Raw genomic sequence first — 14,371 nt, forward strand, 5'->3', positions numbered from 1 at the left:
TCAGATCCTCACTTTCCGGCGCAGGCGGTAATTGATCAGGGTATCGCTGGCCAGCAGCAAAAACAGCAGCATGCCCTGGAACACGCCGGTGATGGCCGACGGCAGGCCCAGCCGCGACTGCGCCAGTTCGCCGCCCAGGTAGAGCAGCGACATCACCAGCCCGCCCAGCACAGCGCCGACCGGATGCAAACGGCCGATGAAAGCGACGATGATGGCGGCAAAGCCGTAGCCCGGCGACACCGAAGGCAGCAGCTGGCCGATCGGCCCGGCGATTTCAAAAGCGCCGGCCAGGCCGGCAAAGCCGCCGGAGATCAGCAGCGATGTCCACAGGGCGCTGCGGCTGGAAAAGCCGGCATAGCGCGCCGCATGCGGCGCAACGCCGCCGACCATCAGCGAAAAGCCGCGGAAGCTGCGCGTCATGAACACTGTCATCAGCACCGCCAGCACCAGCGTGACGGCGAAACCGATATGCAGGCGCGTGCCGCTTAACAGCATCGGCAGCATGAATTCACCGGAAAACACTTTCGATTGCGGGAAGTTCATGCCGTTGGGATCTTTCAGCGGACCGTTCACCGCATACATCAGCAGCAGCTGGGCGACATAGGTCAGCATCAGCGACACTAGGATTTCATTGGCGTTGAAACGATCGCGCAGCAGCGCCGTGATGCTGGCCCAGAAGGCGCCGCCGGCGATGCCGGCGAGGACCATCAGCAACAGGCCGAGGCTGCCCGGAATCGCATGGCCAGGCACATCGAGGAACACCAGCATGGCGCCGGAAAACAGCGCGCCGACGGTGAACTGGCCTTCGGCGCCGATGTTCCAGATATTGGCGCGGAAGCACACCGCCAGGCCCAGCGCACAAAGTATCAGCGGCACCGATTTCAGCAGCAGCTCGCTGATGGCGCGCTTGCCGTTGAAGGGATCGATCAGAAATACTTTGAGGCCAGCGAGCGGATCCTTGCCCAGCGCGATGAACAATAGCGCGCCCAGCAGCATGGTCAGCACGATCGCGATCAGCGGCGAGCAGTAGGTCATGGCGCGCGAAGGCGTGCCGCGCAGTTCCAGCTTCCAGGGCCACAGATTATGCATGGGCGGCCTCCGCTGCATCCTGCCACAGGCCGCTCATCCACAGGCCGACCTGCTCGCGCGTGGCTTGTTCGATGGCGATGGAGGGCGACAGCCGGCCCTTGGCGATCACGTGCAGGCGATCGCACAGCGCGAACAGCTCGTCGAGTTCTTCGGAAATGATCAGCACTGCGCAGCCTTCCTGTTTCAAAGCGAGGATTTCGGCATGGATCTGGGCAGCAGCGCCGACGTCCACGCCCCAGGTCGGCTGGGCGACGATGAAGACGCCCGGCTTGCGCTCCAGCTCGCGGCCGACGATGAATTTTTGCAGGTTACCGCCGGACAGGCTCTTGGCCAGCGCACCCGGGCCGCTGGCCTTGACCTTGAAGCGTTCGATGATGGAAGCCGCGCTCTTGCGCGCATAGGCAAAATCGATCATGCCGCGCTTGACGTAGGGCGGCTTCTGGTGCGACAGCAGCATGTTGGCCGCCAGGTCCAGGGTCGGCACGGCGCCGCGCCCGAGCCGCTCTTCCGGCACCAAGCCGAGTCCGAGCGCGCGGCGCGAATTGGGCGCCAGCTGTCCGGCGGCACTGCCGGCCAGCATCACCATATTGGGCGCAGCGCGCTGGTCTTCGCCGGAGAGCGCCGCCAGCAATTCTTGCTGGCCGTTGCCGGAAACGCCGGCGATGCCGACGATTTCACCGGCGCGCACCTCGCATTCGATATCCTTGAGTTCAGTGGCGAACAGATGCGCCTTCGGCAGGCACAGGCGGTTGATGTGCAGCTTGCGCTCGCTGCGCATGGAATCCGGATTGCGTTCGCGCTGCAGGCGCACCAGCTCGTCGCCGATCATCATGCGCGACAGGCCGGCGCTGGTTTCCTGGCGCGGATCGCAGATGCCCGTTACCCTGCCGCCGCGCATCACGGTGGCGCTGTGGCAAAGGGCGCGGATCTCATCGAGCTTGTGGCTGATGTAGAGGATGCTGCAGCCTTCGGCGGCCAGCTTGCGCAGGGTGACGAACAGCTTGTCGACCGCCTGCGGCGTCAGCACCGAGGTCGGCTCATCCAGGATCAGCAGTTGCGGATTGGTCAGCAGCGCGCGGACGATTTCGACGCGCTGGCGCTCGCCCACCGAAAGGGTATGCACATGGCGGTGCGGCTCCAGCTCCAGCCCGTACTTGTCGCCGGTCTGGCGGATCTGCGCCACCAGCTCCGGCATGCTGACATCGGAGGCCAGGCCGAGCGCAATGTTTTCCGCGACGGTGAGGGTATCGAACAGGGAGAAATGCTGGAACACCATGGCGATGCCGAGCTGGCGCGCGATGTGCGGATTGGCGATGTGCGCCGGTGCGCCGTTCCAGAAAATCTCGCCGGCATCCGGCTTGACCGTGCCGAAAATGATTTTCATCAGGGTCGACTTGCCGGCGCCGTTCTCGCCCAGCACGGCATGGATTTCGCCGGGCGCGACCGAGAGATTGATATCGTCGTTGGCCAGCACGCCCGGATAGGCTTTGCGGATATGGGCGATCTGCAGACGCGGTATGGTTGAAGTCACTTCTTCTGCCTGTGTCAATGAAAGACCGTTGCAAAATGAATCCAGCACGATTGCGCTTGCCGGTCCCGGCGCACCGGACCGCGAAGCAAGCAACATGCTACATCACTCAGCTGCTTATCGGCAGATTGCATTGCAATCTTTTGCCGACATGAAGCAACTGCAAAAGCAAACTGCATGCCAGTCTGCCGCCGCCTGCTTCAGGCGCGCCTGGCGCGATTCCTGCGTAAGCCAGCCGGGCCCGCCCCATGCCTGGCGGCGCCGATTTGCGGTAGCATGACAGCAGACTGGTAACCACAAAATGAAAACAGAGCGCATGAAAAAAAAGTCCGGCGACACTGCAACCAGGCCCGCCTCGACGCGGGGCAGCGGCGTGGTGGATCAGAAAATCTACGATTCGGTGCTGAAGGCGGTCATGAGCCAGCGCCTGCCGCCGGGCACCAAGCTGACCGAAGCCAGCCTGTGCGAACTGTTCGCGGTCAGCCGCACCATCGTGCGCAAGGCCATCCAGCGCCTGGCGCACGACCATATCCTGGAATTGCGGCCGAACCGCGGCGCCATCATTGCGCAGCCGACGCCGCAGGAAACACGCGAGATCTTCGCGGCGCGGCGCGCCATCGAAGCCATCATCGTGCCGCTGGCGGCGCAGCATGCAACGCGCGCCCAGATCGCCCGGCTGCGCCAAATCGTCAAAGAAGAACATGCGTCCTTTCATAGCGGCGACCACGCCAAGTGGATACGCCTCGGCGGCGAATTCCACATCCTGTTATCCGAGACAGCCGGCAATCCGGTACTGACCCGCTTCCTGCGCGAACTGGTCTCGCGCTGCTCGCTCATCATTGCCCTGTACCAGGCACCCAACAAGACTGCCTGCCCCAACCACGAACATGAACACCTGATCGACGCCATCGCCGCCGGCGAGGTCGAAGCGGCGATCCGCATGATGGACCAGCATCTGCTCGACATCGAACAGGCCCTGCGCCTGAGCGACGACGAACACGAAGTCAACCTGGCTGACATACTCGATCTCGCATGAATGCGAGCGCGCTTGCCGGGATGCCAGGGCTATCTTAGGGCACATTCGCGCCTCGGCCAGCTGTCATAAAGTGTATACAAGTTATTTCAAAATGTCGCCATTTTGGCGCGCCGGCGCGCACTAATCCGGTTCCTGCAACACACCCGCCAGCCCTGTTTTGGCGCGCCCCTCCCCAATAGAAGGCGTTATTTTTTGCCGGATGCGGCGGCTTGCGCGACAGCCGGCCTTGTCACTCCTGCAAGCTACCCGCGCTCGAACCGGACCTGTCCATATGTATACAATATATTTTCGATACAAATCGTAATACCGTTTTCTCCATTCTTCCTGCCGGGAAAAATTCTGGCACGGTCTTTGCGTTGAGTGAATCCGTTCTGGTCCGGCACGCGCACTTTCAAACGCCGGCCTGCACGCGGCAGACATAACTAAAACAAGCAAATCCGGTTTATCAACGTCGATCACTGAGGGATGGAAAATGGGAAAAAAAGCGAGGGCACGCGCCCGCCTGCGTTGCGCAGGGAAGATGGTGCTGACATTGGGAGTCGCCTTGCCGCTCGGCGCGGCGCTGGCGCAGACGGCAGGCGCCGCGGCATCCGCAGCCGCCGGCCCGGCGGCGCAGGACGGCCCTTCACTGCAGCTGGAAACCATGACCGTGACCGCGCAGCGCAAGGTCGAAAAAATCAAGGACGTGCCGATCTCGGTGACCCTGCTCAAAGGCGAGACCCTCGACGTGCTCAACTCCGGCGGCCAGGATATCCGCGTGCTGGCGGCCAAGGTGCCGAGCCTGAATATCGAATCGTCGAACGGCCGCACCTTTCCGCGCTTCTATATCCGCGGCTACGGCAATACCGATTTCTCCACCTTCGCCTCGCAGCCGGTGTCCCTGATATTCGATGACGTGGTGCAGGAAAACGCTGCCCTCAAAGGCTTCCCGATGTTCGACCTGGCCGGTGTCGAAGTGCTGCGCGGCCCGCAGGGCACGCTGTTCGGCCGCAACACGCCGGCCGGCGTGGTCAAGTTCGATTCGGCCAAGCCCAGCCTGGACAAGGTCTCCGGCTACTACAGCGTCTCCGACGGCACCCACAATACCGCCAACGTCGAAGCAGCGGTCAACGTGCCTTTGAGCGACCAATGGGCGATGCGCTTCTCGACGCTGGTCGAGCATCGCGACAACTGGGTCAAGAATGACGGCGGCGGCACGCCCAACCTCGAAGGCTACGACGAACGCGCCGGCCGCCTGCAATTCCTGTACAAGCCGGACGGCACTTTCAACGCCCTGTTCAACATCCACGCGCGCGCCACCACCGGCAGCGCCCGTTTGTTCCGCGCCAATGTCCTGGAGAAAGGCTCGGACGGCTTCGTCGCCGGCTTCAGTCCTTCGCAGGTCACCTTCAACGGCTTGAACACGCAGTACCTGCATACCGCCGGCGGCAGCGCCCGGCTGAGCTGGAACCTGGACCAGGTCAAGCTGTACTCGATCACCGGTTATGAAACCATCTCCAGCTATTTCAGCCGCGGCGACATCGACGGCGGCACGCCGACCGGCCCCGGCTTCATTCCGTTCCAGGTGCAGACCGGCGGCGGCGTGGCCGACCACAAGCAGTTTTCGCAGGAATTCCGGGTCGAGTCGAAAAACGAAGGACCGCTCAACTGGCAGAGCGGCTTGTACTACTTCTACGAAGATGTCGCGGGCAACAGTTCCAACTTCGACAGCGCCACCCAGCTGCAAACCAGCTACCTGCAAAACCGCCAGAAAAACACCGCGTACGCGGCGTTCGGCTCGCTCACCTATGACGTCAACGACAGGCTGAAGCTGCGCGGCGGCTTGCGCTATACCGAGGACAAGAAGGATTTCTCCAATGAAGTCGCCAACAACGTGACGTTTACCGGTCCAGGCTCGATCAGCGAAAACAAATCGAAGGTGAGCTGGGATCTCAGCGCCAACTATGCCTTGACCAAGGACGTCAGCACTTATGCGCGGGTAGCCACCGGCTTCCGCGCGCCGAGCATTGCAGCGCCGTCGTCCTCGGTGCCGATCACGGTAGCCAACGCGGAAACCATCACCTCCTATGAAGCGGGGATCAAGGCCGACCTCTTCAACCGCCGCGCCCGCGCCAACTTCAGCATCTACAGTTTCGACGTCAAGAACCAGCAGCTGACGGCGGTCGGCGGCAACTCCAACTCGATCATGCTGGTGAACGCGGCAAAGACAGTGGGGCGCGGCGCAGAGTTGGACCTGGAGGCGAACCTGAGCGAGCGCCTGCGCGTCACCGTAGGCGGCAGCTACAACTACACGCAGATCCGCGATCCGAACCTGCTGGTGGCCGGCTGCGCATCCTGCACCGTGCTCAACACCCAGGTGCGGCCGGGCTTGTATTCGATCGACGGCAATCCCTTGCCGCAAGCGCCGAAATGGATCGCCAACGTGACGGCGCGCTACGGCATCCCGATGGGCAACAACGATGAACTGTTCTTCTATACCGACTGGGCCTACCGCAGCAAGATCAATTTTTTCCTGTACAACTCGACCGAGTTCACCGGCAAGCCCTTGCTGGAAGGGGGCTTGCGCGTGGGCTACAAGTGGGATGGCGACAAATATGAAATCGCTGCGTTCGCCCGCAATATCACCAACAAGATCGTGGCGGTCGGCGGCATCGATTTCGACAACCGGACCGCGTTCATCAACGAACCGCGCATGTTCGGCGTGCAGTTCCGTTCCAATTTTTAGATACGGCGGCAAGCAAGTCTTGGAAGGCATGTCAGAGCACCTCGTCATCCCCGCAGTTTTTACTCTGATACTCTGATTTTTATATAAGGCGGATTATGAAAGCGAAGTTCATGCAGCGCCAGCTGCTGTCGGCCCTGTTCATGCTGGGCGTTGCCGTAACGGCGCAGGCCGAAGGCAAGCGCAAGGTGATCATCGACGACGACATCGGCGGCCCGCGCGCGGCGCAGCTGATGGCGATCCAGTCGCCGGATGTGGAAGTGCTGGGCATCACGATTGTCAGCGGCTCGACCTGGCGCGACGAAAATATCGCGCATGCGCTGCGCACCCTGGAAGTCATCGGCCGCAGCGATATCCCGGTGATTCCCGGTTCGGCTTTTCCATTGCTGAACACGCAGGAAGCCACGCGCCGCTGGGAATCCCTGTACGGCAAGCTGGTGTACAAGGGCGCCTGGACGGATGAGAAATGGCCGGACGGCACCATCCAGAGCCAGCCCAATTACCACGCCCACGATTTCGTTCCGCAGCTGCCGGAAGGCATGCCGCATACCAAGCCGTCGGCTGAAATCGCCGCCAATTTCATGATCAGGAAAGTCCATGAGTTTCCGGGTGAGGTGACCATCCTGGCGACCGGGCCGATGACCAATGTGGCGCTGGCGATCAGCCTCGATCCCAGTTTTGCCGCCACCGCCAAGGAAATCGTCTACATGGGCGGCAGCCTGAATCCGCACCAGATGCTGCCATCCAAGTCTGCCGAACAGTTTGCGCGCGAGTACGTCAACACGCCGCGCCTGGAATTCAATTTTCGCTGGGATCCGGAAGCGGCCAAGATTGCCTTGCGCGCGCCATGGAAACATATCGTGATGGTGCCGGTCGATCCGTCGACCGCTACCGAGCTGAGCGCCAGGCTGCTGAACGACATGACCAGGTCCGGCACGCCGCTGGCGCAAATGGTGAAGAAGGTGACCGAGACCGGCTTCCCGCTTTGGGATGAACTGGCCACCGCGGTCTGGCTGGACCCGACGCTGATCAGCAAATCCGACCAGCTGTATGTCAGCATCGACACCGACTTCGGCGCCGGCTACGGCAATACCTTGTCCTGGCCGGCAGCGTACGCGCCGCCCGGCCTGATTGCGCAGGTGAGCACGGTGGTGCGCGAAGTCAATGTAGCGGCATTTGAAAAGATGATGATCAGGCTGATGAACCTGCCGACGCCGCCGGCGCCGCAGCCCTAGGAGCCTGAACGCATGCAGCTCGCCGGACGCAGGCCGCGCCCGGCAAGCCGATCCGCTGTTATTGCGAGGTCTTGTCGGAAGGATAAAGCAGGGAGTCGCGCAGCAGGTAACCCATGGGCATGCCCATGTTGATCTTCTTCGATCCGTGCGGCTGGGTGAACCAGAAACTGTAGATCTTCTGGAAATCGCCCTCGTTGATCATGCGCACCATCTCCTTGTCGACCAGCTGCTTGAAGGCCGGATCGTCCTTGCGGAACATCAGGGAATACTGCTCGATCGAGAGCGGGTCGCCCAGCACGGTGAAGTCGGACGGCGTCTTGGCGGTGGCGCGCAGGCTGTACAGCAGCACGTCGTCCATGGCGTAGGCATCGGCCTTGCCCTGCTCGACGAAGCTGAACGATTCGGCATCGTCCTTCGCTTCCACCACCTTGATGTTGAGCGAGCGCACATTGCTGCGGTCGTTGACCAAGTCGATGGTGGTGGTGCTCTTGGTGATGACGATGGTCTTGCCGCGCAGGTCGGACCAGTTCTTGATGTCGCTGCCCTTCTTCACGATCATGCGCACGCTGGAAAAGAAGTTCGGCACGGTGAAGCCGACGCGGGTGCGGCGCTCGGCGTTATTGGTGGTAGAGCCGCATTCCATGTCGGCCTTGCCGTCGATGATGCTGGAAAAGCGGGTGGTCGAATCGACCGGCACATAAGCTACCTTGAGGTTCGGCAGCTTCAGTTCGCGCTTCACCGCATCGGCGATCTTCAGGCACATGTCGATCGAATAACCGACGATCTGCTTGTTTTCATCGGTGAAGGAAAACGGTGCGGTTTCGCGATAGGCGAAGGTGATGGTCTGGCTGTCGCGGATCTTGCTAAGGGTGTCGCCGGCACTGGCGGCCAGTGGTGTCAGGATACATAAGAAGGTCAAACCATGCTTGATCACACCACGCATACAGAAAACTCCGATAGGTCGCAAACGGCCGCCGCCGGCATGACCGGCAGCGGCCGAACAATTGATTGAGGGGGTTCATTTCCTCGCGACAATATATCAGTACTTGATGCGCTTGCGGTGGCTGTTACAAATTGGATACATGATTTTACATACGATTTTTACAAGCGCGTTTTACATGTGATCAAAGCGCCAATTGCGGCCGCCGCTTGTGCTGCCGCGCCTTACGACCTGGCGGAATAGAAACGATAGATTGCCTGGTAAGGCACGCGCGTCTGCTGGCCCAGCCGGGCCTGATCGCAGCCGTCCGCCGGCGCCGCGCCGCCCAGGGTCTGCAGGCGCTGGATGCTTTGCGTGCGGCTGAAGACACCGCTGCCGGAAGTGGATTTGGCATTCAGCAGCAACCACGCGATGGCGTCCGCATCCGGCGCCTTGCTCTGCGCCTGGACGGCGCCGACCACCTTGCTGCCGTCATTCGATTCCCAGGTCGGGCCGGCATAGTGCTTGCCGATCTTGTTGTCGTGCTGGTCATACAGCTCGGCTTGCGGCGCCACGAAATGCCATTCGAACTTCGATGCGTCCGCGGCCGCTGCCGCACATTGGTAGATTTGCACGCCGGTGGCCTTTGCCTCCAGCGTCAGCACCTGGGTCGACGCGACCTGCAGGTTGTCCGGCACCGCGATCGGCGCCAGCGCCGGGGTGCTCGCGCAGCCTGCAAGAAACGGCGCGCAGCCTGCCAGCACCGCAGCGCTTAATACTTTTTTCAACATGTTGTTTTCTCCGCAATAAGGTTGGCACAGGCACATAATTGCCTGAAAGCATCCGCATTGTAAGCGCTGGAGCCTTACTCCGCTGGCGCGGCCGGAGCCCTGGCCTTGAACCACGCCGCGGTAGCCGCATCGGCCGGAAAAAAGGATTCGATCCGCAATTCATGTACGGTGACGTCATGCGGCGTGCCCATGGTGGCGATCGAGGTGAACAGGTTAAGCTCGACGCCGTCCTTGCGGATCGTCATCGGCAGGAAAGGCAGCACCCGCGTATCGAGGTTGGGCATCTGCGTCGCCGCCTTGATGCCCGGTAGCGCTACCAGCTGCTCCAGCAGCGCGGTGGCTTCGCTGCCGGGGCCGTCGCTCATGGCTTCGCGCTGGATCCAGTGCAGCAGGTCGGCGCTGACATCCTGCCAGTTGAGCAGATGCTTGCGGATCGCCTGCGGGTCCAGCATCAGCTTGAGGACGTTGACGCCTTCGCGCGGCAGCGGCTGCGTGTCCGGCATGTCGAGCAGCCAGCGGATCATCATGGCGGCGGGGCCGTTGCTCATCACCAGGTTCCATAGCCGGTCCACCACCAGCGCCGGATACGGCGCATGCTGCGCCAGCATGAAATCGAGCGCCTGCTTGACCGCGGCCAGTTCGGGATCGGACAATTTGCGCTCCTGGTAGGCCGGCGCGAAACCCGCCGCCAGCAGCATCACGTTGCGCTGGCGCAGCGGGATGTCGAGCGCCGTGCCCAGCTTCAGGATCAGCTCCCGGCTCGGCTGCGAGCGGCCGCTCTCCAGGAAGCTGATATGGCGCTGCGAGATATGGCTTTCGGCCGACAGCCGCAGCTGGCTATAGCCGCGCTTGTCGCGCCAGTAGCGCAAGGCTGCGGCAAAGTCGTTGAAGTAGCGGTGCCGCGCGCCTTGTTCAGCGCCTTGCTTTACACCCGCGCTGCTGTCCGGCTCCGCCACCATTTGTGATGCACCCATGAGCTGTCTCCGAAGAATTATGCGCAGTGTAGCGCGCTATCCGCGGCTATGCCGGCACCGTCATCGCATCCAGGAAGCCGGTGACGCTGCGGATGCGGCCGTCGGCTGCCACCACGGCGATGTCGGTGCCGTAGGCCACCGGCTCGGCGCCGTCGGCGCCCAGGGTCCAGGAAAAGCGCACGACATCGTTGTGGCCGTCCTGCTTGCCGTGCAGGCGGAAGCGCAGGCCGGCGAACTGCTGCTGCACCGCGCCTATCATGGCATCGAGGCCATCGTGGCCGGCGCTGCGCACCATCGGATCGAGATACACCGCATCCGGCGTGAACACGTTGGCGATCAGGGCGCGGCGGCGCACCGCATCGGCTTCGCTCCAGGCCGCGATGTAGCGGCTGGCGATGGCATTGGCTTGATCGGCGATGGTTGCAGTGTGGTTGATGTCAGTCATGATCGTGCTCCTTCAAGGTGTGCTGGTTTAGGAAGAATGCGTTGTCGTTGTCGACAGAAACATTCTCCGCCCGCCGGGGAGCACGGTCGATTACCTCCCAGGTAATCAAAGCAAGGAATGCCGGCTAGGGCTGGGGCTGGAGCAGCGTCCCGGCGGCCAGCGGCTTCATGACGCCCGCCATGGAAAACAGCCCCAGCTGCGCCGGCCCCGGGCCGGGCGTCTTCAGCAGCGCGGTGAGGGGCGCATCGCCGGCGCCTTGCCGCGCCGTGAAATGGCGGCCGCCATCGCTGCTGAACAACAGCGCGCCGCCCACGCCGCCCGCCACCAGCTGCTGCGCGGACAGCAGGGCGACATCGGTCAGCGACTGCGTGGTGCCGGAAGCCACCGCCTGCCAGCTCTTGCCGTCGTCATTGCTGCGGACGATGTGGCCGCGCATGCCCACCGCCACCACGCTGCTCTGGCCATTGTCGGAAAACGCCAGCGCGCTCCACAGCGAGCCCTTGGCGCCGCTGTCGATCACGTCCCAATGCTTGCCGCCGTCTTCCGAGCGGAATACCGTGCCGGCTTCCGCCATGATCAATAAAGCGCCGCCGGGCGTGGCGAGGATGCGGTACAGGTGGCGGTCGGCGGCGTCGCCGCTGGCCAGTTTCAGCTCGCTCCAGCTGGCGCCGCCGTCGCTGGTGCTCAAGGCCATGCCGAACAGACCCACCGCGATGCCGTTGCTGGCGTCGCCGAACCAGATCGACAGGATCGGCTGTTCCTGGCCGTACTGCTGGCGCAGCAGTTGCCAGTTTTCGCCGCCGTCGGTGGTTTTCAGGACCACCCCGTCATGGCCGGCGGCCCAGCCTGTATTGCGGTCGATAAAGCACACCGTGGTCAGCATGGCGCGGGTCGGCACGCTGCGCGCCTGGCGGTATGTGCTGCCATCGTCGGACAGCAGGATGACGCCGTGCTCGCCCACCGCGACAATCCTGCTGCCCGCTCCCGCGCCGGCGGTGGCGGCAGCCAGCAAGGGGCCGCTGCTCGCCTGCGGGCGGATTTGGGCGGGCCGCCTGGTCGGCCAGTCGGATGCGGCCTGGCCTGCGGCGCGCGTACTCGGGCAGAGCACCGCCAGTGTCAATAAGCCGGCCGTCAGGAAGCCGCCGAAACGGGCTGTCTTTCGATATGAAACGATTGACGCTGGAAACATGGATATCCTCAATGAGCCGCATAAGACGGTGTGCGCAGCATGCCGGCGCGGCGCGGGAACAGGCTCTCCAGCACCACGGCGAAGGCCGGCAGCAAGGTCACCGCCATCACCATGTTGACCAGGAACATGAAGGTCAGCAGCTTGCCCATGTCAGCCTGGAACTGCAGCGGCGAGAACGACCAGGTGGCGACCCCGATCGACAGCGTCAACGCGGTAAACACCGTCGCCACGCCGGTCTCGTGCAAGGTGCGTTCGAGCGCGCTGCTGATGTCGAGGCCGGCGCCCAGGTGCAGCTGCAGGCGGTTGTAGATATAGAAGGCATAGTCGACGCCGATGCCGGTGGCCAGCACCATCACCGGCAAGGTCGCTACCGTCAGGCCGATATTCAGGTCCTTCATGAACCAGTAGCCGAGCCAGGTGGCGACCGTCAAGGGCAGGCAGCAAGCCAGCATCGCGCGCCAGTCGCGATAGGCCAGCAACACCAGCAGCAGGATGGCGCCATAGACGTACAGCATCATCGGCAGCTCGCTGCGCTCCAGCACCTCGTTGGTGGCGGCCTGGACGCCCGCGTTGCCGCTGGCCAGCCGGATCTTCACCCCGCTCAACTGATTGGCGCGGCGCAATTCCTCGACCGCGGCGACCACGCCCTTGATGGTGACGGCCTTGTGATCGCTCAGGTACAGGTTGACGCCCTGAGCCCGGCAATCGGATGATGAGAAGCCGTGCAGCTGGTTGTTGGCGCTGCCGAACTGCGAGCCGAGGCCGCGGGCGTCGCGGGTGATGGTGTTCATTTTCGGATTGCCTTCGTTGAGGCCGGCATTGACGCCCTTCAGCACGTCGGCCACTGAGCGCACCGACAGCACGCCGGGCACGCTGCTCATCTGCTGCGCAAAGTCATCCATGAACAGCTGGGCATCGGGGCGGGCGCAGGCGTCCAGCTGCCCCGCCGGCGCCACTTCAAACACGACAGTCAGCCAATCCAGCCCGACGTCGAAGCGCGCCGTGATGTCGGCGGCATCGCGGTTGAAGCGCGCCTCCGGCCGCAGCTCGGCGGCCCCGGCCTGCAGGCTGCCGACATGGCGGCCCTGGCTTTGCCAGACCGCGACGCCGAACAATGCTGTCCCCAGCGCCACCACGATCCAGGCGTTGCGCGGCCGCGCCACCAGCTCCAGGCCGCTGAGCCAGCGGCTATGCTGCTCGCGGCGGCCGATGGCGCACTGCGCGTATTCGCGCGAAAAACTGAAATAGGAAGCGGCCAGCGGCAGCATCACCAGGTTGGTGACGATCTTGTAGCCCACCCCTATCGATGCCGCGATGGCCAGCTCGCGTATCATCGGAATCGGAATCAGGGTCAGCGTGATGAAGCTGATGAAGGCCGTCACCAGCGCCAGCGTGCCGGGTATCAGCAGGCCGGTGAAACTGTGACGCGCCGCCAGTTCGGTACTCTTGCCGTCGGCGATTTCACGGACGATGTAATTGATCTGCTGCACGCCATGCGAGACGCCGATGGCGAAAACAAGAAAAGGCACCAGGATGGCCAGCGGATCGAGGCCGAAGCCGAGCAGCCGCAAAGTGCCGAACTGCCACACCAGCGAACTGAGCGAGCACGCCAGCGGCAGCAAGGTCAGGCGCAGCGAGCGGCAGTACCAGTACACCGACAGGCCGGTCAGCAGCAAGGCGATGCCGAAGAACAGCATGACCTTGCTGGCCTCTTCGCCGATATCGCCGATGGCCTTGGCGAAGCCGATGATCTGGATTTCCACATCGGCATTTTCAAACTGCCTGCGCACCTTGTTTTCCAGCAGCTGGTTGAAGCTGCGGTAGTCCAGCGGCTGGCCAGTCTGCGGATCGCTGTCCTGCAGTTCGGCCAGCACCATGGCGCTGCTCTGGTCGCGCGACACCAGGTTGCCTAGATAGCCGCCGGCGGCGACCCGCTCGCGGATGTCGGCGATCACCTGCGGATTGAGCTTGTCCGGGATGATCTCGCCGCCGGTGATCGGCAGCGCCTTGAAGCCCTCTTCCGTGATTTCGGTGAAGAAGACGTTGGGAGTCCAGAGCGATGTAACGCTGCTGCGGTCGACGCCCTGCAGATAGTTGACGGCCTCGGTCACGCCCAGCAGCTGGCGCAGCACCGGCGGATTCCAGATCGTGCCGTGACGCGCATGCACCACCACGATCAGGCGGTTGGCGCCGAACAGCGCCTCGCGGTACTGGTTGAAGGTCTTGATGTATTCGTGCTGTTGCGGCAAGGTCTTTTCAAACCCGGCCGACATGCGCAAACCTAGCGCCAGCACCGCCATGCACGCGGTGAACGCGGCAAAGGCCAGCAGCACCGGCAGGCGCCGCCGAAACAGCGCCGACTCCAGCCGGCCCACCATGCGCAGCAGCCGGCTGTCCTGCGGAAGATGTTGCGTTGAACCACTCATGCTTGCATCCAATCCCT

Annotated in this window: 11 protein-coding genes; 3 read left to right on the forward strand and 8 right to left on the reverse strand. The window is 63.0% G+C overall.

Annotated features, from left to right (window positions below):
- Both KHU30_RS13475 and KHU30_RS13480 read right to left on the reverse strand, forming a co-directional pair.
- Nucleotides 1-1,089, reverse strand: coding sequence for an ABC transporter permease (locus KHU30_RS13475; RefSeq protein ID WP_230427362.1), 1,089 nt, complete (start codon nucleotides 1,087-1,089; stop codon nucleotides 1-3).
- Nucleotides 1,082-2,620 (reverse strand): ABC transporter ATP-binding protein, encoded by a 1,539-nt coding sequence (locus tag KHU30_RS13480; RefSeq protein ID WP_211443112.1) that lies wholly within the window; start codon nucleotides 2,618-2,620, stop codon nucleotides 1,082-1,084. Before KHU30_RS13480 ends, KHU30_RS13475 begins: the two co-directional genes overlap by 8 nt.
- A 313-nt stretch (nucleotides 2,621-2,933) precedes the next feature.
- Between KHU30_RS13480 and KHU30_RS13485 the strand changes: the two genes are divergently transcribed.
- The 3 genes from KHU30_RS13485 (at nucleotide 2,934) to KHU30_RS13495 (ending at nucleotide 7,610) form a co-directional block, all read left to right on the forward strand.
- Nucleotides 2,934-3,653 (forward strand): GntR family transcriptional regulator, encoded by a 720-nt coding sequence (locus KHU30_RS13485; RefSeq protein ID WP_211443113.1) that lies wholly within the window; start codon nucleotides 2,934-2,936, stop codon nucleotides 3,651-3,653.
- A gap of 472 nt (nucleotides 3,654-4,125) precedes the next feature.
- Nucleotides 4,126-6,378 (forward strand): TonB-dependent receptor, encoded by a 2,253-nt coding sequence (locus KHU30_RS13490; protein ID WP_230427363.1) that lies wholly within the window; start codon nucleotides 4,126-4,128, stop codon nucleotides 6,376-6,378.
- A 95-nt stretch (nucleotides 6,379-6,473) separates the two neighbouring features.
- Complete coding sequence (locus KHU30_RS13495; RefSeq protein WP_230427364.1) at nucleotides 6,474-7,610, forward strand: nucleoside hydrolase; 1,137 nt, start codon at nucleotides 6,474-6,476, stop codon at nucleotides 7,608-7,610.
- Nucleotides 7,611-7,668: 58 nt separating this feature from the next.
- On the opposite strand, the gene KHU30_RS13500 is transcribed toward KHU30_RS13495, so the two are convergent.
- The 6 genes from KHU30_RS13500 to KHU30_RS13525 form a co-directional block, all read right to left on the reverse strand.
- On the reverse strand, nucleotides 7,669-8,553 hold the full coding sequence (locus KHU30_RS13500) for an amino acid ABC transporter substrate-binding protein (protein ID WP_230411292.1): 885 nt from the start codon (nucleotides 8,551-8,553) through the stop codon (nucleotides 7,669-7,671).
- 221 nt (nucleotides 8,554-8,774) lie between these two features.
- Nucleotides 8,775-9,320, reverse strand: a complete 546-nt coding sequence (locus KHU30_RS13505; RefSeq protein WP_211443114.1) for a DUF3455 domain-containing protein — start codon at nucleotides 9,318-9,320, stop codon at nucleotides 8,775-8,777.
- Between the two features lie 74 nt (nucleotides 9,321-9,394).
- Complete coding sequence (locus tag KHU30_RS13510) at nucleotides 9,395-10,294, reverse strand: helix-turn-helix domain-containing protein (RefSeq protein WP_211443115.1); 900 nt, start codon at nucleotides 10,292-10,294, stop codon at nucleotides 9,395-9,397.
- A gap of 46 nt (nucleotides 10,295-10,340) precedes the next feature.
- Complete coding sequence (locus KHU30_RS13515) at nucleotides 10,341-10,739, reverse strand: nuclear transport factor 2 family protein (RefSeq protein WP_211443116.1); 399 nt, start codon at nucleotides 10,737-10,739, stop codon at nucleotides 10,341-10,343.
- Nucleotides 10,740-10,863: 124 nt separating this feature from the next.
- Nucleotides 10,864-11,928 carry a WD40/YVTN/BNR-like repeat-containing protein gene (locus KHU30_RS13520; protein WP_211443117.1) on the reverse strand — a complete coding sequence of 355 codons (1,065 nt, stop codon included), beginning with the start codon at nucleotides 11,926-11,928 and terminating at the stop codon, nucleotides 10,864-10,866.
- An 8-nt stretch (nucleotides 11,929-11,936) separates the two neighbouring features.
- On the reverse strand, nucleotides 11,937-14,354 hold the full coding sequence (locus KHU30_RS13525; RefSeq protein WP_211443118.1) for an efflux RND transporter permease subunit: 2,418 nt from the start codon (nucleotides 14,352-14,354) through the stop codon (nucleotides 11,937-11,939).
- Between the last annotated feature and the right edge of the window lie 17 nt (nucleotides 14,355-14,371).

It is taken from the genome of Collimonas humicola (assembly GCF_018304945.1).
Taxonomy (GTDB): Bacteria; Pseudomonadota; Gammaproteobacteria; order Burkholderiales; family Burkholderiaceae_D; genus Collimonas; species Collimonas humicola.